The organism is Streptomyces sp. Y1 (assembly GCF_041053115.1).
Taxonomy (GTDB): domain Bacteria; phylum Actinomycetota; class Actinomycetes; order Streptomycetales; family Streptomycetaceae; genus Kitasatospora; species Kitasatospora rubellomurina.
In genome coordinates this window covers 5766722-5792893 of record NZ_CP163445.1, presented here as the reverse complement: position 1 = coordinate 5792893, position 26172 = coordinate 5766722, and the positions used below count along the sequence as shown (strand labels likewise).

Here is a 26172-nt window from a genome sequence, read left to right as displayed (position 1 = left end):
CTCTCAGGTGGCGGTCAGCACGTCATAGCGTTCAACGAACCCGTCTGCCTCAGGAAGACCGGCGTCGGCCACATGGTCCCGGAACCGACCGAGCCGCACGGCCCACCGGGGGCAGTTCACCGCCTGCCACAGGTCAAGCGCCTGCCCGGCGCTGTCGACGGCCTGCTCCGGCCGGTCGGCCGCGTAGTGGCATTCCGTGAGGTGCACAAGCTTGGCGAACCGGTTGCGCTGGAACTTCGGATCAAGCAGCGCCATGCCTTGTTCTTCCTGCTCGACCGCCTTCTCCGGCAGCCTCAGGTCCATGTGGGCCACCGCGGCGGCGCCAAGTAGTTCCCCAGGGCCGACGAATGCGAGCCACGCAGGCGCGCTGGCGCCAGCCCGATCCAAGCATGCTTCGGCCCGCGCGAGCGCCACACCGGTGCGCGAAGCCTCGCCGCCGGCGGCGTACCCGAGCGCCATCCGGCCGTGCAGCAGCGCTGACAGGCGTGCGTCGCGGCTACTGCGGGTGGCGTCCAGTGCCGCGCGGGCGATCGTCACCGTCTCCATCGCCCGACCGAGCTCCCACGACTGGCGAGACATGTACGACCAGATCCGAGCCTGAAGCATCCGGTCACCGGCCAACAGCGCGCCGCGAAGACCGGCGTCGAAGTTGCGTCCGGCCCGGTCCTGGTCGCCACTGTCGAACGCGAACCAACCGGCGGACGCGTGCAGTTCGCCGAGCACCTGGTAGAGGGCCCTCTCCACGTTCGGCCCGTACAGGCACCGGCTCATGGCGCTCTCGATCTGGCGTACGTAGTTCTCGGCGACATCGGCGAGTTGCTGACCACCGAAGGCGTCGTCAACGGCATGCAGTTGGTCGATGCTCTCGCGGATGCGCCCGACGTCGCTCATCCCGATCCGGCCAGCGGATGGGAGCGGGGCAAACGCGAAGCTCAGCAGGTTGCCGGTCGCGGCGATCATGAATTGTCGGCGAAGCATCGGATCAGGCTCCAACAGGTCGTCGGGGGTACCTGCCGTAAGCGTAGATCCGCGCTCAAGGGTAGCGAGTTGACGTGATCTGGATTGCGGGATGGTGAACCCGAGTCGATCGGCCGGTGCGCGCAAGACCTTCATCAGCGCCGCGATGTAGTGCAGGTGGGGCGCGTCGACCTGCCCGGACAGCCACCGTCTGACGTGCCGGTCCGTGGCATTCCCCGGCTGCCCGAACAGCTTCTCCTCCGCCGAATTGATCGCGTCGGCGAGCTTGCGCGCATTCAGTCCGTGCTCATCCATCAGGGCTTTTAAGACCACGTTCGGGCGCACTGGTGCCATCGACTCTCCTCAGTCTGCACCCAGCGTATCGGACCGTGACTGTCAGTCAAGGAAGATCAAACGTCCGGGTGGCTGCCATCACCCCGGACAGAAACGTCCTATCCAGACTCGTGTGATCGACTGTTGACTGTCTGTCACAGCGCGCGGCGGGAAGCACGCATGACGCTCCCCGGAAGGCCTTCGAGCTGTGGCACAGCCACACCGCCCCCGCAACCCATGGGCGCAGTGTGTTCCACCAATGTCCGTACCCACGAGAGGAGACCTGCGATGTCCTCGCAGAGCGACAACGCCCACACCAACGACTCCGCCAGCAGCGGCGAGAGCGGTAACCAGCACGGCGCCACCGAGGGCGGCAACGAGAACCACGACGAGTAGCCACCGCTAAAGGCCGGTCCCGGGGCACGCTGACGGCGGCCCCGGGGCCGGCTACCTGAAACGCCCCGCCCATGCCCTGAGAGGCGCCTCGCAACCACCTTCGCTCTGGTGGTCGACTCGGCGAAGATTCACCGCGCAACCGCGCCCTTTTCTCGTGCCCGAGTCGTAGCGTCCGACCGCCGGATGGCGCCGCAGCAGAAATGCGTGGCGCGACAAGCCTCTCCATTCGCACACAACTTCCCCTTGGGTACTTCGCCATGCTCAAAACCTGCTGCAGCCCCCGCCCCCGTGCGTTCGCCGCGCGGCTCGACTCCTGCCTCGAATCGACGCGCCTCGCCCGGCAGTTGCTCCGTGCGTACCTCTCGGCCCTGCCCTCCGGGGACCGCTACGCCGACGTGGCCGAGCTCCTTCTCGGGGAGCTGTTCGCCAACGCCGTCCAGCACTCCGACGCGCCCGACGACCGCCGCATCGAGATCCGCTTCGCCCTCACCAACGGCCTCCTGCGCCTCGAGGTCCACGACGCCGGCAGCGGCCGACCGGCCCTGCGCTCGGCCTCCCTCTGCGACGAGCGCGGGCGCGGGCTGTTCCTCGTCAACGAGCTCTCCACCCGCTGGGGTTGCTGCCCCCGGGCCGGCGGCATCGGCAAGTTCGTCTGGGCCCTGATCGCCCCCACCACCGCGCTCGCGGCCTGAGAGAGGAAGCCCCCCATGCGACTCGCCCTCACCGCCCGCCACCTCTTCGACACCGGCCACACCCCCGCCCAGGCCTATCCCACCCTCGCCCGCCGCACCCGCGAACCCCTGCGCTCCGCCCGCGCCGTCTGCACCGCCCTCGCCATCCCCGCCGCCGAAACCGACCGCCGCCTCGACGACTGCTACAACGCCCTGCTCGCCAACCCCCGACCCAACTCCGAAGCCGACACCGGCGAACTCCTCGAAGCCCTCGGCGTCTTCGACATCCCCAAGCAGCTCACCCCCCCCACGAACTCGCCGTCGTCGACCTCTTCCTCACCGCCATCGACGCCCTCGGCGACATCCGCGCCGGCCACCAGCACGGCCTCACCCGCTGGTTCACCACCGGAAACCTCACCGCCGCCTACCTCTCCCTCACCACCACCAAGCCCCTCCCCACCACCGGCAACCCCACCCTCTACTGGACCACCCTCATCACCGCCGGCGAACTCCTCACCACCACCCCCAACCCCGACATCCGCCTCCGCAACGCCCTCACCCGCTGCCGAGACCACCTCACCCGCACCACCCCCTGAACACAGGAAGTCAACCCCGCCGACTTCCCGCGCCGGTCACCGCGATCGCCGACCAACTGGAAAGAGGCCACACCACGTGACCACCTCCGACACCCTGCGCGCCGCCCTGGTGGAGCAGCTCACCGGCAGCGGGGCGCTCACCGACCGCCCTCGTCCTCCTCCTCGCTGCCCTCCCTTGTGATGTCCATGTGGCAGCAGCTCGGCGCCGAGGCCGGGAACCAGGTCCTCGAAGTCGGCACCGGAACCGGCTACTCGACCGCCCTCGGCGCCCACCGCCTCGGCGACGCGAACCTCACCAGCATCGAGTACGACCCCCAAGTAGCCGAACGCGCCGCCGCCGCGCTCAAGGCCGCCGGCCACACCCCCCGACTCCTCACCGGCGACGGTCTCGGCGGGGCCCCGGACGGCGGCGCCTTCGACCGGCTCATCGCGACCTGCTCGGTCCGCTACCTCCCGATGGCCTGGCTCCACCAGGTGAAGCCCGGCCGCACCAGGAGGCTTTCGGCATCACGGTCACCGCGACGGGCCAGCGGATCTGGCTCGGCGCCGAGGACGGCCCCGGCTGGGACCTGCCGATCTGACCCGCCACCCCCTCAGCGCAGGAAGTCGACCCGTCCGACTTCCTGCGCAGTCCAAGGGCTTCGCTACGACGCTGCGGACCACCAGGTCGACGGCGACGCCACCACGTAGCCCAGCGACTCGTACAGCGGCCGGCCCAGCTTCGACGAGGTGAGGGTGGCCGGCAGGTCGGCCAGGTGGGCGAGGGCGCCGAGCATGACGGCCCGGCCCGCGCCGCGGGAGCGGAACGCGGACGAGGTGCCGACCCAGTAGTGGCTGCCGAAGCCGTCCGCCACCACGCTGACGCAGGCGCCCGCGGGCGCGCCGTCGATCGAGGCGACGAACACGTCCACGCCCGGCTGGTCGAGCAGCGCCGGCGGGAAGAGCTCGCCGGGGCGGTAGGGCTCGAAGGTGTCCAGCTCGAAGCCGTCGATCACGACCCGCTCGGCCGCCTGCAGGTCCTCGGGCCGCCGCACCCGGATCACGTCCGACGCCGGTTCGCCGGCCGGACCGGGCAGGCGCAGCATGACCGGCATCTGCCAGTTGCGCATGCCCAGGTGGTTGAGGTCGGTCGAGCTGTACGGGTCCTCGGCGGTCACCGGGCCCACGGCCCGGCGGACCAGCTCGCTCACCTCGGCCAGTTCGGCCGGGTCGAGGTCGGGTTCCTGGATCAGGATCCGCAGGCCTGCCCGCTCGTCGCCGTCGACCGCGACGAATCCGCGGCGCCGGATCACCTCGTGGCCCCGGCTTCGGCCGGTCGCGGTCCAGAAGGCGGCGGAGTTGCGGGCCTGGCGCATGGGCGCCTCGGCCAGGGAGGCGGCGGGCTGGTCGGTCGAAGTGGATCTCGGTGTCATGGCGCCTACCGTAGTGCGGAATTGACCCGCCGCACGGGCCAATTACCAGCACACCGGCTGGGCCACCTCCGCACGACCTCCGCACCGCCGCTGCACAGGAAGTCGGCCCCGCCGACTTCCTGCGCAGCGGCCACCGCGTCAGTCCTGCGACGCGCCCCCCGCCGCGGCGGCCAGGAGGACGTCGACCAGCCGCTCGCCGGCGTCCGGGCGGCCGTAGGAGCGGGCGCGGGCGGCGACGTCGGCGCGCAGGGCGGGGTCGCGGAGCAGCGGGTCCAGGGCCGAGCCGAGGGTGTGCCCGGTCGTCTCGCCGAGGAGGGCGACCGCCGCGCCTGCCTCGTGGAGGTGGCGGGCGTTGTGGGCCTGCTCGTTGCCCGCCGAGGAGGCGAGCGGGATCAGGACGGCGGCCTTGCCGAGCGCGGTCAGCTCCGCGATGGTGCCGGCCCCGCTGCGGGAGATCACCACGTCGGCGAGGGCGAGGACGTCCGGCAGTTCGGGGCCGACGAAGCCGGTGAGGTGGTAGCGGGCCGCCGCCTCCGCGGGGAGGGCGGCGGCGTGGTGGCGCAGGGCGTCGACGTTCGCCGGGCCGCACTGGTGGATGACGTTGGCGCCGGTCAGCAGCCACGGCAGCACTTCGGCCACCAGGCCGTTGATCTGCTCCGATCCCTGGGCGCCGCCGGTGACGTAGACGGTCGGCAGGTCGCGGCGGAAGGCGTGCAGCCCGAGCCCGTGGATCGCCTTGTCCGCGGCGCCGGTCAGCACCTCGGGCCGTACCGGGTTGCCGGTGACGACGGCGATCGGGCGGGCCGCCTCGGGCAGCAGCGGCAGCGTCGACTCGGAGGACACGGCGATGCGCGCGGCCCGTCCGGCGAGCGTCCGGTTGGCCAGGCCCAGGCGCACCGTCTGCTCGTGGACGACGAGCGGGCGGCGCTTCAGCGAGGCGGCGATGCCCACGGGCACGGCGACGTACCCGCCGGTGGCCAGCACCGCGTCGGGGCGGAACCGGGAGACCACCCTGCGGGCCTGCAGGATGCCGAGCGGCACCCGCGCCATGTCCCGCACGTTCGCCGGGGAGATCATCCTCAGCGGGTTCCGGTGGCGGCGGATCTTCCCGGTGGCGACGGCCGCGAACGGGATCCCCTCGCTCGCCGCGACGCGGGACTCCAGGCTGTCCGCCGTGCCGACCCACAGGACGTCCAACGCCCGTCCGGTCGCGGCGAGTCGGGCCCGCGCGGTGCGCACCGCGGTGAGTGCCGGGTAGGTGTGCCCGCCGGTTCCCCCACCTGTGACGATCAGCCGGAAGGGCCGCATCGGCAGTCGGTCGACGGCATCGCTGGTCACAGCAGGACTCCCCATTCGTTCGTACCTGGAAGGCATCGAACTGTACGGCACTGCGGGCGACTTCACCCGATCGAGCACCGTTCGCCCGGATGCGCGGGCCCGCCGGGCGCGGGACGAGCCCGGACGCGGGGCGCGTCCGGGCTCGTCGTCCGGGCTCGTCGTCCGTGCGCGTACCGCGTCAGTGCGCGGCGGCCTCCCAGTTCGGGCCGACGCCGACCGAGACGTCGAGCGGGGCGCGCAGCGGGTAGGCGCCCGCCATCTGCTCGCGGACGATCGCCTCGACGGGCTCGCGCTCGCCCGGGGCCAGCTCCAGCACGATTTCGTCGTGGACCTGGAGCAGCATCCGGGAGGTGAGCCCGGCGCCGCGCAGGGCCTCGTCGACCCGCAGCATGGCGATCTTGACGATGTCGGCGGCGGAGCCCTGGATGGGGGCGTTGAGGGCCATCCGCTCGGCCATCTCGCGGCGCTGGCGGTTGTCGCTGTTGAGGTCGGGCAGGTAGCGGCGGCGGCCGAGCAGGGTCTCGGTGTAGCCGGTGGCGCGGGCCTCCTCGACGACGCGGTGCAGGTAGTCGCGGACGCCGCCGAAGCGCTCGAAGTAGGTGTCCATCAGGCCCTGCGCCTCGGCCGGCTTGATGCCGAGCTGCTGCGAGAGCCCGTAGGCGGACAGCCCGTACGCGAGGCCGTACGACATGGCCTTGATCTTGCGGCGCATCTCGGCGTCGACGGCCGCGCCCGGGACCTCGAAGACCTGGGAGGCGACGGTGGTGTGCAGGTCCTCGCCGGTGGCGAAGGCCTCGATCAGGGCCTCGTCCTCGGAGAGGTGGGCCATGATCCGCAGTTCGATCTGGGAGTAGTCGGCGGTGAGCAGCGACTCGTAGCCCGCGCCGACGACGAAGGCCCGGCGGATGGCGCGGCCCTCCTCCGTCCGCACCGGGATGTTCTGCAGGTTCGGGTCCTGCGAGGAGAGCCGGCCGGTGGCGGCGACCATCTGGTTGAAGGTGGTGTGGATGCGGCCCTTGGGCGAGACGGTCTTGAGCAGGCCCTCGACGGTGGTGCGCAGCTTGGCCTGGTCGCGGTGGCGCAGCAGGATGACCGGCAGTTCGTTGTCGGTCTGGGTGGCGAGCCAGGTGAGGGCGTCGGCGTCGGTGGTGTAGCCGGTCTTGATCTTCTTGGTCTTGGGGAGGGCGAGTTCGCCGAAGAGGATCTCCTGGAGCTGCTTGGGCGAGCCGAGGTTGAACTCGTGGCCGGCGGCGGCGTGCGCCTCTTCGACGCAGCGCTGGATCTCGGCGGCGAACTGCGCTTCGAGCTGGGTGAGCCAGTCGCGGTCGGCGGCGATGCCGTAGCGCTCCATGCGGGCGAGCAGGGCGGCGATGGGCAGTTCCATGTCGTGCAGCAGCCCGGCGGCGCCGACCTCGGCGAGGCGGGTGTCGAAGAGCGCGGCGAGGTCGAGGACGGCGCGGGCCTGGAGCATGAGCGCCTGGGCGGCGGCGGCCCCGGCGTCCAGGTCGTCGGTCTCCTCCAGCGCGTCGAAGGCGAGTTGGCCGCTCTCGGCGGTGGGGGCCGGGGTGAGGGAGCGGGCCAGGTACTCCTCGGCGAGGACTTCGAGGGTGAAGGTGCGGCGGCCGGGCTTCTCCAGGTAGGCGGCGAGGGCGGTGTCGGCGACGACGCCGTCGATGGTCCAGCCGCGTTCGGCGAAGGCGCGCATGACCTGCTTGGCGATGTGCAGGGCCTTGGGGGCGGCCGGGTCGGCGAGCCAGGCGGCGAAGGCCCGCTCGTCCTCCTCGGCGAGCAGCGCCGGGTCGAACCAGGCGGCGGACTCCCCCACGGCGAGCGCGACTTCGGTGACCTCGCCGGCGCCGAGGGCCCACTGGTAGACGGCGGCCAGCGCGACCGCGGTCTTGCCGTCCGAGGCGTGCTCGCGCAGCCAGGCGGCGAGCGTGCCGGGGTCGGTGAGCAGTTCGCCGTCGACCTCGACGCCGGGGGCGAGCTCGGCCTCGGCCGCGTCGGAGCCGGCCGCCGGGTCGATGCCGAAGACGCGGTCGCGGAAGTTGGCGTTGCGGAACTCCAGCGACTCCATCAGGGTGCCGACCGCCGCCTTGTCGAACGGCTTGCGGTCCAGGTCGTCGACGCCGAGCGGGAGTTCGACGTCGCGGACGAGCTCGGTGAGCACCCGGTTGCGCTTGACGGAGTCGAGGTTGTCGCGCAGCTTCTCGCCGATCTTGCCCTTCACCTCGTCGGCGCGGGCGACGAGTTCGTCGAAGGAGCCGAACTGGTTGACCCACTTGGCGGCGGTCTTCTCGCCGACGCCGGGGATGCCGGGCAGGTTGTCGGACGGGTCGCCGCGCAGCGCGGCGAGGTCGGGGTACTGGCGGGGGGTGACGCCGTACTTCTCGGCGACCTTCTCCGGGGTGTAGCGGGTGAGCTCGGAGACGCCCTTGGTGGGGTAGAGGACGGTGACGTGCTCGGTGACGAGCTGGAGCGAGTCGCGGTCGCCGGTGACGATGTCGACGTCGAAGCCGGCCGCCTCGGCGGCGGTGGCGAGGGTGGCGATGATGTCGTCGGCCTCGAAGCCCTCGACCGTCATCCGGGGGACGTTCATGGCGTCGAGGAGTTCGCCGATCAGGCCGATCTGGCTGCGGAACTCGTCCGGGGTCTTGGCCCGGTTGGCCTTGTAGTCGGGGAACTCGGCGGAGCGGAAGGTCTGCCGGGAGAGGTCGAAGGCGACCGCGAGGTGGGTGGGCTGCTCGTCCCGGACGGTGTTGGCGAGCATCGAGGCGAAGCCGTAGACCGCGTTGGTGGGCTGGCCGGTGGAGGTGTTGAAGTTCTCCACGGGCAGGGCGTAGAAGGCCCGGTAGGCCATCGAGTGCCCGTCGAGCAGCATCAGCCGGGGCCGCCGGCCGGCCCCGCCGCCACCCGCCGCGCCCTTGTCCGTACTCTGCGTAGCCACGTCAACGTCCGTTCCTGCCGATTCCACTTCCGGCCACCGATCCTAGGGCCCGGCACCGACAAAAGGGGCGCCGTGCCGGTCGGACCACGGCCGCTACCAGCGAGTAGGACGGTCGTACGATCACAGGCAGCACGACGACGTGACCCCCGAGCGGCAGGAGTTCCCCGATGACCGACGCGGCCCCCGACAGCACGCCCGACACCACGCCCGACAGCACCCCCGTCCTGAACGTCCCGCAGGAGGTGCTGGACCACTTCGCCAAGCTCGGCGTGGACCTGGCGACCTTCTCCGGCGGCCCCCTCGGCGAGAAGCTCGGCATCCGGATCGTCGAGGCGTCCGGCGACCGCGTGGTCGGCACCATGCCGGTGGAGGGCAACCAGCAGCCGTACGGGCTGCTGCACGGCGGCGCCTCGGCGGCGCTGGCGGAGACGCTGGGCTCGATCGGGGCGATGCTGCACGCCGGCCCGGGCCGGTACGCGGTCGGCGTGGACCTGAACGCGACGCACCACCGCTCGGCGACGTCCGGCCTGGTCACCGGGGTGGCGACGGCGGTGTTCAAGGGCCGCACGGCCGCCACGTACGAGATCGCGATCACCGACGACACCGGCAAGCGGATCACCAGCTGCCGGCTGACCTGCATGCTGCGCGACCTGTAACGTCCGCCGGGCTGACGCGAGTTCAGCCGAAGAGCAGTCAATTCCCTTGGCCGCCACCTTGTTTGACCTTCCGCCCCCTTGGGCAGGCGTTGGCCTGGACAAGGGGGCGGAAGCGTATCCGGATCCTGGACGCTCCCGCCCGGCCCCGGCGTGCCGCCGGAGCCGACCCACATCACGCGCATGTAACGCTGCGTAACAAGCAGGACGTCCAAGTAACCCGCAGTTCCGAGGCTCCGGTCGGCCCCGGAACCGCTTCCCAGCACCCGCGCTGTCCGGAATACGGACGTGCACGTTCGAAACCAGCACACCGGACGGCGCTGTCCGATTATCGGCGCTGCCAGCTGCAACCCCCATTTCTGGCCCTTACATCCCCCTACCAGCGGGTAAACACCCTGGGATTCCGGGCCGTTCGAGCCACCCCGACCACATGCTGAGACAAATGCTCCGTGTGCTCATAACAAGAGAATCACAGCCTGCTCGGAGCACTGCCCCGAGCCACCTGGCGGCATCTAGAGTCACGGCCAGTCACCGCGCCAATCGATCTGGGCTCTGCCCTCCGCGCATCCCGGCACCCGCCACTCCTCGGCGCGGCGCCTCCTGAACCGAAGGGGACCCTCGTGCGTCATCGTTCAGCAGTTGTCGTGAGCATTGCCGTCATCGGCGCCCTCAGCCTGACCGCGTGCGGCTCCCGCGGCGAGAAGAAGTCCGGCGACACGGCCGGCGCCAAGGACAACAACGCCACCACCGTCGTCATCGGCGTCGACGCCCCCCTCACCGGCGACCTCTCCGCCCTCGGCCTCGGCATCCGCAACTCCGTCGAGCTCGCCGCCAAGAAGGCCAACGACACGAACGAGGTCCCGGGCGTCAAGTTCGAGATCAAGGCCCTCGACGACACCGCCAAGCCCGCCCCCGGCCAGCAGAACGCCACCCAGCTCACCTCCGACGACAAGGTCCTCGGCGTCGTCGGCCCCCTCAACTCCAGCGTCGCCCAGTCGATGCAGCAGATCTTCGACGACAAGAACCTGGTCGAGATCTCCCCCGCCAACACCGGCGTCGCCCTCAGCCAGGGCGAGAAGTGGGCCACCGGCGAGAAGAAGCGCCCCTTCAAGTCCTACTTCCGCACCGCCACCACCGACGCCGTCCAGGGCCCCTTCGCCGCCCAGTACCTCTACAACGACGCCAAGAAGACCAAGGTCTTCATCATCGACGACCAGAAGACCTACGGCGCCGGCCTCGCCGCCACCTTCAAGGGCGAGTTCACCAAGCTCGGCGGCACCGTCGCCGGCGAGCAGCACGTCAACCCCGACGACCGCGACTTCGCCGCCATCGTCACCCAGGTCAAGAGCTCCGGCGCCGACGCCGTCTACTACGGCGGCGAGTACCCCGCCGCCGGCCCGCTCTCCCTCCAGCTCAAGGACGCCGGCGTCACCGTCCCCCTGATGGGCGGCGACGGCATCCAGAGCGGCGACTTCATCAAGCTCAACCCGAAGAGCACCGGCGACCTCGCCACCGCCGTCGGCCTGCCCGTCGAATCCCTCCCCACCGCCAAGCAGTTCATCGCCGACTACAAGGCCGCCGGCTACAAGGACGCCTACGAGACCTACGGCGGCTACTCCTACGACAGCGCCTGGGCCATCATCCAGGCCGTCAAGAACGTCGTGAAGGACAAGGGCAAGCTCCCCACCGGCGCCGACGCCCGCGTCGCCGTCCGCGACGCCGTCCAGAAGGTCAGCTTCGACGGCGTCACCGGCAAGGTCTCCTTCGACGAGTTCGGCGACACCACCAACAAGCAGCTCACCGTCTACACCGTCAAGGACGGCAAGTGGGCCGTCGACAAGTCCGGCACCTTCAACGGCTGATCCGGCCGCACCACCGAAGCACCCCAGCGCGCGGGGGCGCCACGAGTGCCCCCGCGCGCCCCCACATCCCCACCACCCACGCGGACACCCCCGAACGCACTACGGAGGCCCAGCGGTGCACGACCTACCGCAGCAGCTGGCCAACGGCCTGATCCTCGGCGCCCTCTACGGGCTCGTCGCGATCGGCTACACGATGGTCTACGGCATCGTCCAGCTCATCAACTTCGCCCACGGCGAGATCGTCATGGTCGGCGGCTTCGGCGCCCTGACCGCCTACCTCGCCCTCCCCGGCGGCACCACCCTGTGGCTCGCCCTACCGCTGATGCTCATCGCCGGCATCCTGGTCTCCACCCTCACCGCCGTCGCCGCCGAACGCTTCGCCTACCGGCCGCTGCGCACCGCCCCCCGACTCGCCCCGCTGATCACCGCGATCGGGCTGTCCATCTTCCTGCAGCAACTCGTCTTCTCCTTCTACCCCGACGCCAAGAAGGCCCGGGTCTTCCCCAAGATCCCCGGCGACCCCTTCAACATCGGCTCCGTCACCATCCAGCGCAGCGACCTCTTCCTCATCATCGCCGCCCCGCTGTGCATGCTCGCCCTCAGCTGGTTCGTCACCCGCACCCGCTCCGGCCGCGCCATGCAGGCCACCAGCCAGGACCCCGACACGGCGAAGCTCATGGGCATCGACACCGACCGGATCATCGTCCTCGCCTTCGCCATCGGCGCCGCCTTCGCCGCCGTCGCCGCCGTCGCCTACGGCCTGCGCAGCGGCCAGGTCTACTTCCGCATGGGCTTCATCCTCGGCCTCAAGGCCTTCACCGCCGCCGTCCTCGGCGGCATCGGCAACATCTACGGCGCCATGCTCGGCGGCGTCGCCCTCGGCCTCGCCGAAGCCCTCGCCACCGGCTACGTCGAGCACATCCCCGGCATGCACCTCTTCGGCGGCGGCGCCTGGAAGGACGTCTGGGCCTTCGTACTCCTCATCCTCGTGCTCCTCGTCAGGCCACAGGGCCTGCTCGGCGAGCGCGTCGCGGACAGGGCGTGACCACCATGACCACCACCCACACCGAGACCAGCCCGGTCATCCCCCTCCCGGCCCGCGCCGCCGCCGCCCTCACCGGCCTCGGCGCCCTCGCCACCGCCGCCTCCGCCGCCCTGTCCTGGACCTGGACCAGCGACTTCCCCGGCGACCTCACCTACACCGGCTCCCCCGCCGGCCTCCAGTGGCTCGCCGTCGTCGCCGGCCTGCTCACCCTCGTCCTCCTCCTCGCCACCCACGGCACCCCCGGCCTGCGCTGGGCCGCCCCCGGCCGCAGCCACAACGCCGTCCTGTACGCCGCCGCCGGCGCCCTCGCCGTCAGCGCCTACTCCGTCACCGCCATCTCCGTCGAACTCGGCGGCCTCGCCAACCTCGAACCCGGCGGCTGGGTCCTCGCCGCCGGCGGCCTCCTCGGCATCGTCGGCGCCCTCGGCCTCCCCCTCGACCGCCGCACCACCGTCCCCCTGCGCATCCTCGACAAGCGGCTCTTCCTGCTCGTCCCCGCCGCCCCGCTCGTCTGGATCGGCGCCCACGCCATCCCCGACGACAAACCCGTCGCCCCCGTCATGACCGCCCTCGCCGGCGGACTCGCCATCGCCACCGGCGCCGTCCTCCTCCTCCAGCTCGGCCACGCCGCCCACACCTGGCTGCGCCTGGGCACCATCGAGCGCCGACTCGCCGCGCCCCGCGAACTGCCCTCCTGGGCCGAGGTCCTGCTCATCGTCCTCGCCTTCGGCCTCGGCCTCTTCGCGATCACCTTCGGCATCGACACCGAGTACGGCGAACTCTTCACCGGCTACCTGCTGCTCGCCGGCTTCGTCGCCGCCGCCCTCGCCAAGTCCGGCCTGGTCACCCGGCTGCGCGCGCTGACCGTCAAGCACCGCCCGGTCACCACCGGCGCCGCCTTCGCCGCCGCCGCCAGCTTCCCCTTCACCCAGACCAGCGACCAGTACACCTCCGTCGCCACCAACATCCTGATCTTCGCCACCGTCGCCCTCGGCCTCAACATCGTCGTCGGCCTCGCCGGCCTGCTCGACCTCGGGTACGTCGCCTTCCTCGGCGTCGGCGCCTACGCCGCCGCCCTGGTCTCCGGCTCCCCCGCCTCGCCCATCCACGTCCAGTTCCCGTTCTGGGCCGCGATGCTCACCGGCGCACTCGTCTCCATGGTCTTCGGCGTCCTCATCGGCGCCCCCACCCTGCGACTGCGCGGCGACTACCTCGCCATCGTCACCCTCGGGTTCGGCGAGATCTTCCGCATCACCATGCTCAACCTCAACGGCACCACCGGCCCCAACGTCACCAACGGCTCCAACGGCATCCCGCGCATCCCGGACCTGGAGATCTTCGGCTTCGACCTCGGCAAGACCCACACCGTCGCCGGCGTCGAACTCGGCCGCTTCTCCAACTACTACCTGCTGATGCTCCTCGTCACCGCCGTGGTCGTGCTCGTCTTCGCCCGGGTCAGCAACTCCCGCATCGGCCGCGCCTGGGTCGCCATCCGCGAGGACGAGACCGCCGCCGAAGCCATGGGCATCAACGGCTTCCGCCTCAAGCTCCTCGCCTTCGCCCTCGGCGCCTGCCTCGCCGGCCTCGCCGGCACCGTCCAGGCCCACGTCAGCTACACCGTCACCCCCGACCAGTACACCTTCGCCGAAGCCCTCCCGCCCAACTCCGCCTTCCTCCTCGCCGCCGTCATCCTCGGCGGCATGGGCACCATCAGCGGCCCCCTCGTCGGCGCCACCCTCCTCTTCCTCATCCCGAAGAAGCTCGAATTCCTCGCCGACTACCAGCTCCTCGCCTTCGGCGCCGCCCTCATCATCCTGATGCGCGTCCGCCCCGAAGGCCTCATCCCCAACCGCCGCTCCCAACTCGAATTCCACGAAGCCGCCATCCCCGCCCAACCCGCCGGCGACGACACCGCACTCACCAAGGCAGGGGCGTGACCCGCCACATGACCACCACCGCCACCCCCCTGCTCGACGTCACCGGCGTCACCATGCGCTTCGGCGGCCTCACCGCCGTCAACGACGTCTCCCTCACCGTCGGCGAAGGCGAGATCATCGGCCTCATCGGCCCCAACGGCGCCGGCAAGACCACCTTCTTCAACTGCCTCACCGGCCTCTACGTCCCCACCGAAGGCCGCGTCACCTACCGCGGCAACGTCCTGCCCCCCAAGCCCCACCTCGTCACCCAGGCCGGCATCGCCCGCACCTTCCAGAACATCCGGCTCTTCGCCAACATGACCGTCCTGGAGAACGTCCTCGTCGGCCGCCACACCCGCACCAGGGAAGGCATCTTCTCCGCCATCCTCCGCGGCCCCGGCTACCACCGCGCCGAAACCCAGAGCCGCGACAAGGCCATGGAACTCCTCGCCTTCACCGGCCTCGCCGACAAGGCCGACCACCTCGCCCGCAACCTCCCCTACGGCGAACAGCGCAAGCTGGAGATCGCCCGCGCCCTCGCCTCCGAACCCGGCCTCCTGCTCCTCGACGAGCCCACCGCCGGCATGAACCCCCAGGAGACCCGCGCCGCCGAGGAACTCGTCTTCGCCATCCGCGACAAGGGCATCTCCGTCCTCGTCATCGAGCACGACATGCGCTTCATCTTCAACCTCTGCGACCGGACCGCCGTCCTCGTCCAGGGCCAGAAGATCGTCGAAGGCGACCGCGAGACCGTCCAGAACGACGAACGCGTCATCACCGCCTACCTCGGCGCCCCGCTCGAAGGCACCACCGCACCGGAGGAAACCCCGTGACCGCACTCCTCGAAGTCCAGGACCTCCGCGTCGCCTACGGCAAGATCGAGGCCGTCAAGGGCATCAGCTTCACCGCGAACCAGGGCGAGGTCACCACCCTCATCGGCACCAACGGCGCCGGCAAGACCACCACCCTGCGCACCCTCTCCGGCCTCCTCAAGCCCACCGCCGGCCGCATCACCTTCGACGGCCAGGACCTCGCCACCGTCCCCGCGCACAAGATCGTCGCCCTCGGCCTCGCCCACTCCCCCGAAGGCCGGCACATCTTCCCGCGCATGACCATCGAGGAGAACCTCCTCCTCGGCGCCTTCCTGCGCACCGACACCGCCGGCATCACCGCCGACGTCGAACGCGCCTACGGCCTCTTCCCCATCCTCGGCGAACGCCGCAAGCAGGCCGCGGGAACGCTGTCGGGCGGCGAGCAGCAGATGCTCGCCATGGGCCGGGCGCTGATGTCCCAGCCCAAGCTGCTCATGCTCGACGAGCCGTCCATGGGCCTCTCGCCGCTGATGATGCAGAAGATCATGGCCACCATCGTCGAGCTCAAGGCCGGCGGCACGACCATCCTGCTCGTCGAGCAGAACGCCCAGGCGGCGCTGTCGCTCTCCGACCGCGGCTACGTCATGGAGACCGGCCGCATCGTCCTCGACGGCACCGGCGCGGACCTCCTCCACGACGAGTCCGTCCGCAAGGCCTACCTCGGCGAGGACTGAGCACGCGAAAGGGCCCGGCAGATGGCGATCTGCCGGGCCCTTCCCATGTCCGTACTACTCGGACTTACCCTCTTCGGCCTTCTTGCGGTCCTGGGCCTCGCCCTCCTCGATGACCGCCTCGGCCACCGCCGCCATCGTCATCCGCCGGTCCATCGAGGTCTTCTGGATCCACCGGAACGCGGCCGGTTCGTTCAGCCCGAACTTCGTCTGCAGCACACCCTTGGCGCGGTCGACCAGCTTCCGGGTCTCCAGCCGCTGGGTGAGATCCCCGATCTCCTTCTCCAGCGCCCGCATCTCGGTGTACCGCGACACCGCCATCTCGATCGCCGGCACCAGGTCCGACTTCGAGAACGGCTTCACGATGTACGCCATCGCGCCCGCGTCCCGGGCCCGGTCCACCAGCTCCCGCTGCGAGAACGCGGTCAGCATGAGGACGGGAGCCAGGTGCTTCTCGTGGATCTGCTCGGCCGCGGACAGCCCGTCCAGGATCGGCATCTTCACGTCGAAGATCGCCAGGTCCGGCTTCAGCTCCTCCACGAGCTTCACCGCCGTCGCCCCGTCCCCGGCTTCCCCGACGACGGTGTACCCCTCCTCTTCGAGCATCTCCTTCAGATCGAGACGGATCAACGCCTCATCCTCGGCGATCACAATCCGGGTGATCTGGGGCGATTCGGTCTCAAGCGGCTGTGCCTGCTCGTCGGCGGTGCTCACGGGGCTCCTCGTTCCGGCGGGGTACTGCATGCACGAGGGTACCTAGACACGGTATGTTTGAGACCAGCGGGTCCGGAGTTCAACCTTCGAATCCATGGGCGCCCCGGTAGCCCAGCGGGAGAGGCGATGGTCTCAAACACCATACAGCGTGGGTTCGAATCCCACCCGGGGCACTTTTCCTTCGATTCTTAAGCCGCTTAGGGTAGCCTAATCGTTGGCGATCTTCATCACTTCGACTGAAGATCGCGGCATTCGCCAGATCCGTTCATGCGATTCGCACACGCTCGACTGCATGTACGACATGACCGCGCGCCAGCGAGCGCTCGACCTGTACGCGTCGGGGCTGACCTTCAGCCAGGTCAGTCGCGCAACCGGGATATCCCGCTTCTCGATCCGCCAGTGGGCATCCCGTGCTGCGCCCAGCCCACGCATGACCATCGAATGTCCGGCCCGCGACAGCCGGCTCGATCCCTCGCGACCACAGGCCGACTACGCCTATCTACTCGGCCTCTATCTCGGCGACGGCTGTATCAGCGAGGGCCGCCGCAGGGTCTTCGCCCTCCGCATCGCCTGCTGCGACGCCTGGCCGGGCCTCATCCTCGAGTGCGAGCGCGCCATCTCCGCCGTCATGCCGCACAACAGGGTCAGCCGCGTCCACGCACCCGGCTGCACCAGTGTCGTCAGCACCAGCAAGCACTGGCCCTGCCTCTTCCCCCAGCACGGCCCTGGCCCGAAGCACCTGCGGCCGATCCGGCTCACGCCGTGGCAGCAGGAGATCGTCGACGCCCACCCGTGGGAGTTCCTTCGCGGGCTGATCCACTCGGACGGCTGCCGGATCACCAACTGGACGACCCGCACGGTGGGAGGCGTCAAAAAGCGCTACGAGTACCCGCGCTACTTCTTCACCAACACCTCGACCGACATCATCGACCTCTTCACAGCCACGCTCAACGCAGTCGGCGTCCAGTGGAAGCCGGCCTCCCGGTCGAACGGCGCCTTCAATATCTCCATCGCCCGCAAGGACTCCGTCGCCCTCATGGACGCCCACATCGGCCCCAAGTACTGACGGCGGCGCGGCCTTCCGCGAAGGCCGCGCCGCCGAAATCGAGCCCCGGTCAGCCGTCCAGGGTCCCCACGTGGTGGACGCGGACGAGGTTGGTGGAGCCGGCGAGGCCGGGTGGGGAGCCGGCCGTGATCACCACGATGTCGCCCTTCTGGCAGCGGCCGAGCGAGAGCAGCGCCGCGTCGACCTGCTCGACCATCTGGTCGGTGGTCGGTGCGAAGGGCCCGAGGAAGGTCTCGACGCCCCAGGTGAGGGCGAGTTGGCTGCGCACCGCCGGTTCGTAGGTGAAGGCGAGCACGGGGATCGGTGAGCGGTAGCGGGTGAGCCGCCGGGCGGTGTCGCCGGACTGGGTGAAGGCGATGAGGTACTTCGCGTGCAGGAAGTCGCCGATCTCGGCGGCCGCGCGGGCGACGGCGCCGCCCTGGGTACGCGGCTTGGTCCCGGAGGAGAGCGGCGGCAGGCCGCCCGCGAGGATGTCGTCCTCGGCGGCCTCGATGATGCGGCCCATGGTCTTGACGGTCTCGACGGGGTACTTCCCGACCGAGGTCTCGCCGGAGAGCATCACCGCGTCCGTGCCGTCGAGCACCGCGTTGGCGACGTCGGAGGCCTCGGCGCGGGTCGGCCGGGAGGCGTTGATCATCGAGTCGAGCATCTGGGTGGCGACGATGACGGGCTTGGCGTTGCGCTTGGCGAGTTTGATGGCGTGCTTCTGGACGAGCGGGACCTGTTCGAGGGGCATCTCCACGCCCAGGTCCCCGCGGGCCACCATGACGCCGTCGAAGGCGTCGACGATGGAGTCCAGGTTCTCGACGGCCTGCGGCTTCTCGATCTTGGCGATGACGGGCACCCGGCGCCCCTCCTCCGCCATCACCCGGTGCACGTCCTCGACGTCGCGCCCGCTCCGCACGAAGGAGAGCGCGACGAGGTCGACTCCGGCGCGCAGCGCCCACCGCAGGTCGGCGACGTCCTTGTCGCTGAGTGCGGGGACGGAGACGGCGACGCCGGGGAGGTTGAGGCCCTTGTGGTCGGAGACGAGGCCGCCTTCGATGACGAGGCAGCGCACCCGTGGCCCGTCGACCTCGACGACCTCCAGCGTCACCCGCCCGTCGTCGACGAGGATCCGTTCGCCGCGCGAGACGTCGCCGGCGAGCCCGGCGTAGGTGGTGCCGCAGATGTCCTTGTCCCCCACGACGCCGTTGTCGGTGGAGATGGTGAACTCGTCGCCGCGTTCGAGGAGTACGGGCCCGTGGGCGAAGGTGTCGAGCCGGATCTTCGGGCCTTGAAGGTCGGCGAGGACGCCGACGCTGCGGCCGGTCTCGTCGGCGGCCTTGCGGACGCGGCGGTAGCGTTCCTCGTGTTCGGCGTGGGTGCCGTGGCTGAGGTTGAATCGGGCGATGTCCATCCCGGCGTCGACCAGGGATTTGATCTGGTCGTACGAGTCGGTGGCGGGCCCGAGGGTACAGACGATTTTTGCTCGGCGCATAGTGCTGAGACTAGGCATTACCGGCGCGTAACCACGAGGCGGGTCCGGACGCCGGGATGGCCGTTGCCGGAAGGCGAGTTGAACAATCTGACACATCCTCGGATCGATGTGCGAGCGTTTCCTGACGGCTCGTCCGGTCGGCTCGGGCCGATGCGATTCCGTGAAGGGGTGTTCACCCCTGGTTCACCGTCGCTTCGGCTCGTGCTCGGCGCCCGGCGGGACGCTCGTCACCCCTGGGGGTGAGCACCCGTACGGGGTAGTGGACGAGGGGGATGCGTCGACGATGGAACGATCGCGAGCGCTGGGGGTGCTGGCCGCTCTGGCGTTGCTGGGCGGGGTGACGATCGCGCTGATCCCGGACGATTCGAAGGATCCCGATCTCAAGCCGATGGCGACCGTGACGGTGACCGGGCTGATCGGTTCGGAGAAGCGGACGTTCTTCGAGAACGCCGATGTGAAGGCCGAGTTGGCGAAGCAGGGCCTGGTGGTGCAGGTCGACTCCACCGGCTCGTGGACGATGAGGGAGCAGGCGAAGTCGAATCCGAAGCTGGACTTCGCGTTCCCGTCGAGCAGTGCGCCGGCCCAGGACATCCAGCGGAACTGGGGTCTGAAGGACTCCCCGCCGGTGCCGTTCTACTCGCCGCTGGTGATCGTGACCCGCGAGTCGGTGGCGAAGGTGCTGCGGCAGAGCGGCATGGCCGCCGTGGACCCGGCGGGCGTGTGGACCTTCCAGATGGACGCCTACCTGGCGGCGCTGGAGTCGGGGCGCAAGTGGGAGGACCTGCCGGCGGCGCAGGGCAACGCGACGCTGTCCGGCCGGCTGCTGGTGACCACGACCGATCCGGAGAGTTCGTCCTCGGGCGCGCTGTACCTGGCGCTGCTGTCCTACGTGGCGAACAACCACCAGGTGGTGTCGGACGACGCGGGGGTGGCGAAGGTCCGGGACGTGCTGTACAAGGCGACGTCGCTGCAGGGCGCGCAGAAGAGCAGCAGCGACGAGCCGTTCCGGGACTTCGAGGCGGGGGTGGGCAGGCCGCTGGTCTTCGGGTACGAGTCGCAGGTGGCCACGCTGCCGCTGCAGGGCCAGTCCGGCGAGGACAAGGTCGTGGTGATGTACCCGGACACGACGGTGTTCTCGGACCACACGATGGTGGCGCGGACGCCGAACGGCCAGAAGCTCGCCTCGGTGCTGCGGGACGACGACGCGCTGCACACGCTGGAGGCGAAGTTCGGCTTCCGGACGGCGGACCGGCCGACCGCGTTCGCGGAGCAGACGAAGGACCACCTGCCGAAGCTGGCGCCGGACCTGAAGTCGGCGAACGTGAGGCAGGCGGACGTGCCGTCGCTGGACTACCTGACGAAGTTGACGAAGGCGGCGAAGGGGGCGCAGGGGTGAGTGGTCTGACGAGGGGCCGGCGCGCGCGGCGCGGTGGACTGGCGGTCGCGTTGGCGGCGCTGCTGGCGGCGGCGACGGCCTGTACGTCGAGCCCGCCGAGCCCGCCGCTGCCGCCGACGCCGACGACCGCGGGGGCGGGGGCGCTTCGGGTGCTGGCGGGCAGCGAGTTGCAGGACGTGCAGCCGGTCCTGGAGGAGGCGGCGAAGGCCACCGGGGTGTCGGTGGAGTTCACCTGGACGGGCAGTCTGGACGGCGCGGACACGGTGTCCTCGGGCCGGGCGGACGGCAGGTTCGACGCGGTGTGGTTCCCGTCGAACCAGTACCTGCGGCTGGACCCGACGGGCCGGACGAAGGTGCTGTCCCAGACGCCGGTGATGGTGTCCCCGGTGGCGGTGGGGGTGCGCTCCTCGGTGCTGGGGGGTCTGGGCTGGGGGGACGGTTCGAAGGTCACCTGGGCGCAGATCGGGGACGCGGCGGCGGCCGGCAAGCTGGCGTACGGCATGGCGGACCCGACGCGTTCGAACTCGGGTTTCTCGGCGCTGGTGGCGGTGGCGTCGGCCTTCTCGGGGGCGGGGGCGGCGCTGACCGAGGCGGACGTGCAGAAGGCGACGCCGCAGTTGAAGCAGTTCTTCACCGGCCAGAAGCTGACGTCGGGCTCCTCGGGCTGGCTGGCGCAGGCCTACACCCGGGCGGAGCCGGGCAAGGTGGGCGCGCTGGTGAACTACGAGTCCGTGCTGCTGTCGATGAACCGGACGCTGCCGGCGGACCAGCAGTTGACGGTGGTGCGCCCGGTCGACGGCGTGGTGTCGGCGGACTATCCGCTGTCGTTGCTGGCCTCGGCGCAGCCGAACCGCAAGGACGCGTTCCAGAAGCTGTCGGCCTACCTGCTGACGCCGGACGCGCAGAAGCGGCTCTCGGAGCGGACGCTGCGCCGCCCGGTGACGGCGGGGGTGGCGCCGGCGGCGGGGTTGCCGGCCGACGGCCGCAAGGAGCTGCCGTTCCCGGGGACGCGGGCGGTGGCGGACGGCCTGCTGGCCTCGTACCAGAACGACCTGCGCCGCCCGTCGCGGACGGTGTACGTGCTGGACACCTCGGGCTCGATGGCGGGCCAGCGGATCGGCGCGCTGAAGGCCGCGCTGGCCAAGCTGACGGGCTCGGACGACACCCGGGGGGCGCGCCGGTTCCGCAACCGCGAGCAGGTGACGCTGATCTCGTTCGCGTCCTCGGTGAAGTGGTCGAGGACGCATCTGGTGCCGGCGTCGGGCAGTGGTCCGGGCCCGGAGGCGGAGCTGAAGGCGATCGACGCGGACGTGCAGTCGCTGGCGGCGGACGGCGGTACGGCGCTGTACGACTCGCTGGAGCAGGCGTACCGGGCGATCGAGCAGCAGCAGGCGGCGGCGGGGGACGACCGGTTCACCTCGATCGTGCTGATGACGGACGGGGAGAGCAACGAGGGCGCGGCGGAGGCGGACTTCAGGAAGTTCCACGACGGGCTGCCGGCCGGGGAGAAGTCGATCCCGGTGTTCCCGATCAAGTTCGGGGAGGCGGCGGTGGGTCAGTTGCAGGGGCTCGCGGACATGAGCGGCGGCAAGCTGTTCGACGGCGGGGGTTCGCTGGACGGCGTGTTCGAGGAGATCCGTGGCTACCAGTGACGGGCTCGGGCGGCGGGTGCTGGCGTACCTGGAGTCGGCCCGGAACCTGGTGGGCTGCGGGGCCGGCGCGGTCGGGCTGGGGCTGCACTTCGCGGGGCTGGGCGGTGCGTGGTGGCCGGGGGTGGTGGCGGGCCTGTACGGGGCGGGCGCGCTGCTGACCCCCGGCCGGGACGGTGATCCGGCCGGCCGCGGCACCTGCGCCACCACGACGCCGGCGCCCGCGCCGCCGACCACGCCACCCGCCGAGCCGACCGCACCACCGGCCCGACCGAAGCCCGCCCAACCGGAGCCCGCCGCGCCGAAGCCCGCCGCCGACCCCGAACTGGACGCCCTCGCCGACTTCCTGGGCTCGGTGCCGCTGCCGGCCGCGGCCGGCGTGGCCGAGCTGGTGGCGGCGCTGCGGGCGGCCGAGCCGGGCCCGGCGGTGCGGCTGATCGTCCGCCACCGCCTGCCGGTGGCGGTGGACGGCTATCTGCGGGCGCGGACCTGGGGCCCGTGGGCGGGGGCGGACGCGCCGGACCCGGAGCGCGAGTTGAGGGCGGCGGTGGCGGTCCTGGCGGCCGAGCTGGGCTGACGCGGCGGCCCCGGGTCCGCCCAGCGCCGTCACGAACGAGTCGCCAAGATCTCACCTGCTGGAAACGTCGGAGGGCTATTCACCGGCCCGGGCGGCACGGCACACTTCTACGCGCGTCCCTCTACGCGCGTCATCGCGTCCGGGCCGCCACCCGTACCACCCCGCGTACCGATTTCGGGTACGTCCCCCAGCACATCAGTTGACGGTTCGTTCGCCGTCAGTCCCACCCGGGAGAGTTCTCCATGTCCCTGAACCGCCGTGACTTCGTCACCCGGTCCGCCGCCACCGCCGCCGGTGCCGCTCTCGTCGGCGGCGCCGCGATCGCCACCGCCCCCGCCGCCGCGGCCGCCGAGCCGGACAAGGCGGGCGCCAAGGGCAAGAAGCCGAAGCAGCAGGGCCGCAAGCAGGCCTTCACCGTCATGGGCACCACCGACCTGCACGGCCGGGTGCTCAACTGGGACTACTTCACCGACGCCGAGTACGTCGACAAGGCCCACAACGCGGTCGGCCTCGCCAAGATCTCCACCCTGGCCAACCAGGTGCGCGAGGAGAAGGGCTGGGACCGCTGTCTGCTGATCGACTCCGGCGACATCATCCAGGGCACCCAGCTGACCTACTACTACGCCCGGGTCGAGCCGATCGCCACCGACGGCGACAACGTGCCGGACCACCCGATGGCCGTCGCCATGAACCTCATGGGCTACGACGCCGCCGCGCTCGGCAACCACGAGTTCAACTACGGCATCCCGACCGTGAAGGCCTTCGAGGACCAGCTGGAGTTCCCGCTGCTGGGCGCCAACGCGCTGCACGCGAAGAACGAGAAGCCGGCCTTCAAGCCGTACGTGATCAAGGAGGTGTGGCTGGACGAGGACACCCCGCTCAAGGTCGGCATCCTCGGCCTCACCAACCCCGGCATCGCGATCTGGGACAAGGCCAACGTCAGCGGCAAGATGGTCTTCCCGGGCATCGTGGAGACCGCCGCCAAGTACGTGCCGCGGATGAAGGCGGCCGGCGCGGACGTCATCGTCGTCTCCGCCCACTCGGGCATCGACGAGCAGACCACCTACGGCGACCAGCTGCCCTGGCCGGAGGACGCCTCGGGTGAGATGGCGGAGACCGTCCCGGGCATCGACGCGGTGCTGGTGGGCCACACCCACAAGGAGGTGGCGCAGCGCCTGATCACGAACAAGAAGACCGGCAAGACGGTCGTGCTGTCCGAGCCGCTGTGCTGGGGCCAGCGCCTGAGCTGCTTCGACTTCGAGGTCGAGTTCACCGAGGACGGCTGGAAGGTCCTCTCGGTGTCCTCGCGGGTGCTGAACTCCAACACCGTGCCGGAGAACCCGGAGATCAGCAACGCGATCCTCGGCCAGCACAAGAAGGTCGTGGCGTACGTCAACCAGAACATCGGCACCAGCAAGATCGAGCTGTCGATCGCCGAGGCCCGGTTCAAGGCGACCCCGATCATCGACCTCATCGGCAAGGTCCAGGCCGACGCCGTCAAGGCCGCGTTGGCGGGCGGGCAGTACGCCAACCTCCCGGTCGTGGCGCAGGCGGCCCCGTTCAACCGCACCGCGCTGATCCCGTCCGGCCAGGTCAAGCTGCGCGACGCGGCCGGCCTGTACATCTACGAGAACACCCTGGAGGCCCGCATCCTGACGGGCGCCCAGCTCAAGGACTACCTGGAGTTCTCGGCGAAGTACTACTACCAGCTGGCTCCGGGCGCCCCGGTCGACAAGGACGCGATGACCGGCGCCGAGACCACCCCGGACTACAACTACGACTCGCTCTACGGCCTGAGCTACGACATCGACATCGCCCAGCCCAAGGGCCAGCGGATCGTGAACCTCAGCTTCCAGGGCAAGCCGATCGACCCGGCCGCGCAGTTCGTCCTGGCGGTGAACAACTACCGCGCCAACGGCGGCGGCAACTTCCCGCACGTGGCGACGGCCAAGTCGGTCTGGGCGAACTCCGACGAGATCCGCAACACGATGATCGCCTGGGTGAAGGCCAAGGGCGTCATCGACCCGGCCGACTTCTTCACCAACTCCTGGCGCCTCGTCCGCGCCGGCCAGCCGGTGTTCTAAGGCCGTACGCGAAGGCCGTACGCGCGGGACACCTCGTCCCGCGCGGACGGCCTTCGCGGCATTCGGGGTGGAAGAATGGCGCCATGAGCGAGTTCCAGATCCCCGAGCGCCACGCGCGGCTGCTGGCGTACGCGCAGAGCCTGACGCCCCCGGCCGGGTGGAAGATCGAGATCTCCGGCGACGAGATCATCATGATGGCCGGCCCGTCCGTCATCCACCAGCGCAACCTCCTGCTGATCCGTCGGCAGTTCGAGGCCCACGAACCTGACGGCATGATCCCGAGCGAGAACACCGACCTCGCCTCCCCCAACGTCGGCAAGCTGCGCAACCCCGACCTCACCTACATCCCGCTGGAGTCGGGCGGCAGCCAGGTCCCCGCCGATCAGGCCGCGATCGCGGTGGAGATCGTCTCCCCGTCGAACCCGGAGAACGACCTGGTCGGCAAGGTCCGCGACTACCCGCTGATGGGCATCCCGCTGTACCTGCTGATCGACCCGCGCGAGGGCGACATCACGCTCTACTCCGAGCCCTCCGGCAGCGGCTACCACCAGCGCTGGGACGGCAAGTTCGGCGACCGCGTGCCGATTCCCGCCCCGTTCGACTTCGAGCTCGCCACCGACGGTCTCATCCGCTACCAGGCCTGAACGCCCCTACAGTTCGCCGCGGACGGTGTGCAGGAGGTCGCGGGTGAGGGCGGGGCTGAGGCTGTCGGCGAGGAGGCCGTCCATGGCGTGGTGGTACTCGGCGACCTCGGCGGGGCGGTCGAGGTAGAGCGCGGTGGTGAACTGTTCGAGGTAGACGACGTCGGCGAGTTCGGGCTCGGCGAAGCCGAGGAGGCTGAAGGCGCCGACCTCGGCGCTGAGGCCGGCGGCGCCGAAGGGCATCACCTGGAGCCGGACGTTGGGCAGTTCGGCGAGTTCGAGCAGCCGGTCGATCTGGCCGCGCATCAGCTCGGGGCCGCCCCAGGGGCGGCGCAGCGCGGCTTCGTCGAGGACGGCGACGAGGCTGGGCGCCCGGTCGCCGGTGAGCAGGCGCTGGCGGCGCAGGCGCAGTTCGACGCGGCGGTCGATCTCGTCGGGTCGGGTGACGTGGCCGCCGGCGGTGATGACGGCGCGGGCGTAGTCGGCGGTCTGGAGGAGGCCGTGGACGAACTGGACCTCGTAGCTGTGGATCCGGGCGACGGCTTCTTCGAGGCCGACGTAGTTCTGGAACCAGGTGGGCAGGATGTCGCCGTACTCGTGCCACCAGGAGCTGCTGTTGGCGGCGCGGACGAGGCCGAGGACGGTGGCGCGTTCCTGTTCGGCGTCGACGCCGTAGAGGGTGAGGAGGTCGGCGACGTCGCGTTCCTTGAAGCCGACGCGGCCGAGTTCCATCCGGCTGATCTTGGATTCGGAGGCGCGGATGGAGTAGCCGGCCTCCTCGCGGCTGACGCCTCTGGCCTCGCGGAGTCTGCGCAGCTGGGTGCCGAGCAGGAGCCGCCGCACGGTGGCGCCTCCGCTTGTCTGAGTCGTCGTGCCCATCGAAGTCACCCTCCGCA

Annotated in this window: 22 protein-coding genes and 1 tRNA gene; 15 read left to right on the top strand and 8 right to left on the bottom strand. The window is 70.5% G+C overall.

Features of this window, described 5'->3' with window-relative positions:
* Nucleotides 1-3 precede the first annotated feature (3 nt).
* Entirely contained in the window at nt 4-1311 is a 1308-nt protein-coding gene (locus tag AB2U05_RS25185; protein ID WP_369184315.1) for a hypothetical protein, read from the bottom strand.
* A 632-nt stretch (nt 1312-1943) separates the two neighbouring features.
* Between AB2U05_RS25185 and AB2U05_RS25180 the strand changes: the two genes are divergently transcribed.
* Nucleotides 1944-2378: an ATP-binding protein gene (locus AB2U05_RS25180; RefSeq protein ID WP_369184314.1), complete on the top strand. Its 435-nt coding sequence runs from the start codon at nt 1944-1946 to the stop codon at nt 2376-2378.
* Between the two features lie 182 nt (nt 2379-2560).
* On the opposite strand, the gene AB2U05_RS25175 is transcribed toward AB2U05_RS25180, so the two are convergent.
* A complete protein-coding gene (locus AB2U05_RS25175; protein ID WP_369184313.1) occupies nt 2561-2932 on the bottom strand; it encodes a hypothetical protein in 372 nt (123 codons plus the stop codon).
* 201 nt (nt 2933-3133) lie between these two features.
* Between AB2U05_RS25175 and AB2U05_RS25170 the strand changes: the two genes are divergently transcribed.
* Entirely contained in the window at nt 3134-3643 is a 510-nt protein-coding gene (locus tag AB2U05_RS25170) for a methyltransferase domain-containing protein (protein WP_369184312.1), read from the top strand.
* Here the strand turns inward: AB2U05_RS25170 and AB2U05_RS25165 are convergent.
* The 3 genes from AB2U05_RS25165 to polA form a co-directional block, all read right to left on the bottom strand.
* Nucleotides 3598-4365 carry a GNAT family N-acetyltransferase gene (locus tag AB2U05_RS25165; RefSeq protein ID WP_369184311.1) on the bottom strand — a complete coding sequence of 256 codons (768 nt, stop codon included), beginning with the start codon at nt 4363-4365 and terminating at the stop codon, nt 3598-3600. The genes AB2U05_RS25170 and AB2U05_RS25165 overlap by 46 nt on opposite strands.
* A gap of 138 nt (nt 4366-4503) precedes the next feature.
* On the bottom strand, nt 4504-5673 hold the full coding sequence (locus AB2U05_RS25160) for a glycosyltransferase (protein ID WP_045710036.1): 1170 nt from the start codon (nt 5671-5673) through the stop codon (nt 4504-4506).
* A gap of 208 nt (nt 5674-5881) precedes the next feature.
* Complete coding sequence (polA, locus tag AB2U05_RS25155; protein ID WP_369185995.1) at nt 5882-8584, bottom strand: DNA polymerase I; 2703 nt, start codon at nt 8582-8584, stop codon at nt 5882-5884.
* Nucleotides 8585-8817: 233 nt separating this feature from the next.
* On the opposite strand from polA, the gene AB2U05_RS25150 reads away from it, so the two are divergent.
* The 6 genes from AB2U05_RS25150 (at nt 8818) to AB2U05_RS25125 (ending at nt 15672) form a co-directional block, all read left to right on the top strand.
* Nucleotides 8818-9306 (top strand): PaaI family thioesterase, encoded by a 489-nt coding sequence (locus AB2U05_RS25150; protein ID WP_244178982.1) that lies wholly within the window; start codon nt 8818-8820, stop codon nt 9304-9306.
* A 617-nt stretch (nt 9307-9923) separates the two neighbouring features.
* Nucleotides 9924-11165, top strand: a complete 1242-nt coding sequence (locus tag AB2U05_RS25145; RefSeq protein ID WP_045702097.1) for a branched-chain amino acid ABC transporter substrate-binding protein — start codon at nt 9924-9926, stop codon at nt 11163-11165.
* A 115-nt stretch (nt 11166-11280) separates the two neighbouring features.
* Complete coding sequence (locus AB2U05_RS25140) at nt 11281-12210, top strand: branched-chain amino acid ABC transporter permease (protein ID WP_045702095.1); 930 nt, start codon at nt 11281-11283, stop codon at nt 12208-12210.
* A 5-nt stretch (nt 12211-12215) separates the two neighbouring features.
* Nucleotides 12216-14147 (top strand): branched-chain amino acid ABC transporter permease, encoded by a 1932-nt coding sequence (locus AB2U05_RS25135; protein WP_369185994.1) that lies wholly within the window; start codon nt 12216-12218, stop codon nt 14145-14147.
* An 8-nt stretch (nt 14148-14155) separates the two neighbouring features.
* Nucleotides 14156-14959: an ABC transporter ATP-binding protein gene (locus AB2U05_RS25130; protein WP_045702092.1), complete on the top strand. Its 804-nt coding sequence runs from the start codon at nt 14156-14158 to the stop codon at nt 14957-14959.
* Nucleotides 14956-15672, top strand: coding sequence for an ABC transporter ATP-binding protein (locus AB2U05_RS25125; protein WP_045702090.1), 717 nt, complete (start codon nt 14956-14958; stop codon nt 15670-15672). Before AB2U05_RS25130 ends, AB2U05_RS25125 begins: the two co-directional genes overlap by 4 nt.
* A gap of 54 nt (nt 15673-15726) precedes the next feature.
* Here AB2U05_RS25125 and AB2U05_RS25120 read toward each other — a convergent pair whose 3' ends face one another.
* A complete protein-coding gene (locus AB2U05_RS25120) occupies nt 15727-16383 on the bottom strand; it encodes an ANTAR domain-containing response regulator (protein WP_045702088.1) in 657 nt (218 codons plus the stop codon).
* Between the two features lie 100 nt (nt 16384-16483).
* Between AB2U05_RS25120 and AB2U05_RS25115 the strand changes: the two genes are divergently transcribed.
* Both AB2U05_RS25115 and AB2U05_RS25110 read left to right on the top strand, forming a co-directional pair.
* Nucleotides 16484-16556, top strand: a tRNA-Leu gene (locus AB2U05_RS25115).
* 119 nt (nt 16557-16675) lie between these two features.
* On the top strand, nt 16676-17449 hold the full coding sequence (locus AB2U05_RS25110) for a transcriptional regulator (RefSeq protein WP_369185993.1): 774 nt from the start codon (nt 16676-16678) through the stop codon (nt 17447-17449).
* A gap of 49 nt (nt 17450-17498) precedes the next feature.
* Here the strand turns inward: AB2U05_RS25110 and pyk are convergent, their stop codons facing one another.
* Nucleotides 17499-18929 carry a pyruvate kinase gene (pyk, locus tag AB2U05_RS25105; RefSeq protein ID WP_369184310.1) on the bottom strand — a complete coding sequence of 477 codons (1431 nt, stop codon included), beginning with the start codon at nt 18927-18929 and terminating at the stop codon, nt 17499-17501.
* A 283-nt stretch (nt 18930-19212) separates the two neighbouring features.
* Between pyk and AB2U05_RS25100 the strand changes: the two genes are divergently transcribed.
* The 5 genes from AB2U05_RS25100 (at nt 19213) to AB2U05_RS25080 (ending at nt 25279) form a co-directional block, all read left to right on the top strand.
* The gene (locus AB2U05_RS25100) at nt 19213-20325 is read left to right on the top strand and encodes a substrate-binding domain-containing protein (protein ID WP_045702084.1); all 1113 of its coding nucleotides are present in this window, start codon (nt 19213-19215) and stop codon (nt 20323-20325) included.
* A complete protein-coding gene (locus tag AB2U05_RS25095; RefSeq protein WP_045702082.1) occupies nt 20322-21977 on the top strand; it encodes an extracellular solute-binding protein in 1656 nt (551 codons plus the stop codon). Before AB2U05_RS25100 ends, AB2U05_RS25095 begins: the two co-directional genes overlap by 4 nt.
* Nucleotides 21964-22551: a hypothetical protein gene (locus tag AB2U05_RS25090; RefSeq protein ID WP_369184309.1), complete on the top strand. Its 588-nt coding sequence runs from the start codon at nt 21964-21966 to the stop codon at nt 22549-22551. The genes AB2U05_RS25095 and AB2U05_RS25090 overlap by 14 nt, the downstream gene beginning before the upstream one ends.
* A gap of 242 nt (nt 22552-22793) precedes the next feature.
* The gene (locus AB2U05_RS25085) at nt 22794-24635 is read left to right on the top strand and encodes a bifunctional UDP-sugar hydrolase/5'-nucleotidase (RefSeq protein ID WP_045702080.1); all 1842 of its coding nucleotides are present in this window, start codon (nt 22794-22796) and stop codon (nt 24633-24635) included.
* An 83-nt stretch (nt 24636-24718) separates the two neighbouring features.
* The gene (locus tag AB2U05_RS25080; protein WP_369184308.1) at nt 24719-25279 is read left to right on the top strand and encodes a Uma2 family endonuclease; all 561 of its coding nucleotides are present in this window, start codon (nt 24719-24721) and stop codon (nt 25277-25279) included.
* A 6-nt stretch (nt 25280-25285) separates the two neighbouring features.
* Here the strand turns inward: AB2U05_RS25080 and AB2U05_RS25075 are convergent, their stop codons facing one another.
* The gene (locus tag AB2U05_RS25075) at nt 25286-26155 is read right to left on the bottom strand and encodes a helix-turn-helix transcriptional regulator (RefSeq protein ID WP_045702076.1); all 870 of its coding nucleotides are present in this window, start codon (nt 26153-26155) and stop codon (nt 25286-25288) included.
* Nucleotides 26156-26172: the final 17 nt, after the last annotated feature.

What these genes read in the sequence shown, in the direction of transcription:
- AB2U05_RS25165 (WP_369184311.1), bottom strand. Translation starts at nt 4,365, where the DNA reads ATGACACCGAGATCCACTTCGACCGACCAGCCCGCCGCCTCCCTGGCC.
- AB2U05_RS25180 (WP_369184314.1), top strand. Translation starts at nt 1,944, where the DNA reads ATGCTCAAAACCTGCTGCAGCCCCCGCCCCCGTGCGTTCGCCGCGCGG.
- AB2U05_RS25110 (WP_369185993.1), top strand. Translation starts at nt 16,676, where the DNA reads ATGTACGACATGACCGCGCGCCAGCGAGCGCTCGACCTGTACGCGTCG.
- AB2U05_RS25150 (WP_244178982.1), top strand. Translation starts at nt 8,818, where the DNA reads ATGACCGACGCGGCCCCCGACAGCACGCCCGACACCACGCCCGACAGC.
- pyk (WP_369184310.1), bottom strand. Translation starts at nt 18,929, where the DNA reads ATGCGCCGAGCAAAAATCGTCTGTACCCTCGGGCCCGCCACCGACTCG.
- AB2U05_RS25135 (WP_369185994.1), top strand. Translation starts at nt 12,216, where the DNA reads ATGACCACCACCCACACCGAGACCAGCCCGGTCATCCCCCTCCCGGCC.
- AB2U05_RS25160 (WP_045710036.1), bottom strand. Translation starts at nt 5,673, where the DNA reads ATGCGGCCCTTCCGGCTGATCGTCACAGGTGGGGGAACCGGCGGGCAC.
- polA (WP_369185995.1), bottom strand. Translation starts at nt 8,584, where the DNA reads ATGCTGCTCGACGGGCACTCGATGGCCTACCGGGCCTTCTACGCCCTG.
- AB2U05_RS25080 (WP_369184308.1), top strand. Translation starts at nt 24,719, where the DNA reads ATGAGCGAGTTCCAGATCCCCGAGCGCCACGCGCGGCTGCTGGCGTAC.
- AB2U05_RS25085 (WP_045702080.1), top strand. Translation starts at nt 22,794, where the DNA reads ATGTCCCTGAACCGCCGTGACTTCGTCACCCGGTCCGCCGCCACCGCC.
- AB2U05_RS25100 (WP_045702084.1), top strand. Translation starts at nt 19,213, where the DNA reads ATGGAACGATCGCGAGCGCTGGGGGTGCTGGCCGCTCTGGCGTTGCTG.
- AB2U05_RS25185 (WP_369184315.1), bottom strand. Translation starts at nt 1,311, where the DNA reads ATGGCACCAGTGCGCCCGAACGTGGTCTTAAAAGCCCTGATGGATGAG.
- AB2U05_RS25075 (WP_045702076.1), bottom strand. Translation starts at nt 26,155, where the DNA reads ATGGGCACGACGACTCAGACAAGCGGAGGCGCCACCGTGCGGCGGCTC.
- AB2U05_RS25130 (WP_045702092.1), top strand. Translation starts at nt 14,156, where the DNA reads ATGACCACCACCGCCACCCCCCTGCTCGACGTCACCGGCGTCACCATG.
- AB2U05_RS25170 (WP_369184312.1), top strand. Translation starts at nt 3,134, where the DNA reads ATGTCCATGTGGCAGCAGCTCGGCGCCGAGGCCGGGAACCAGGTCCTC.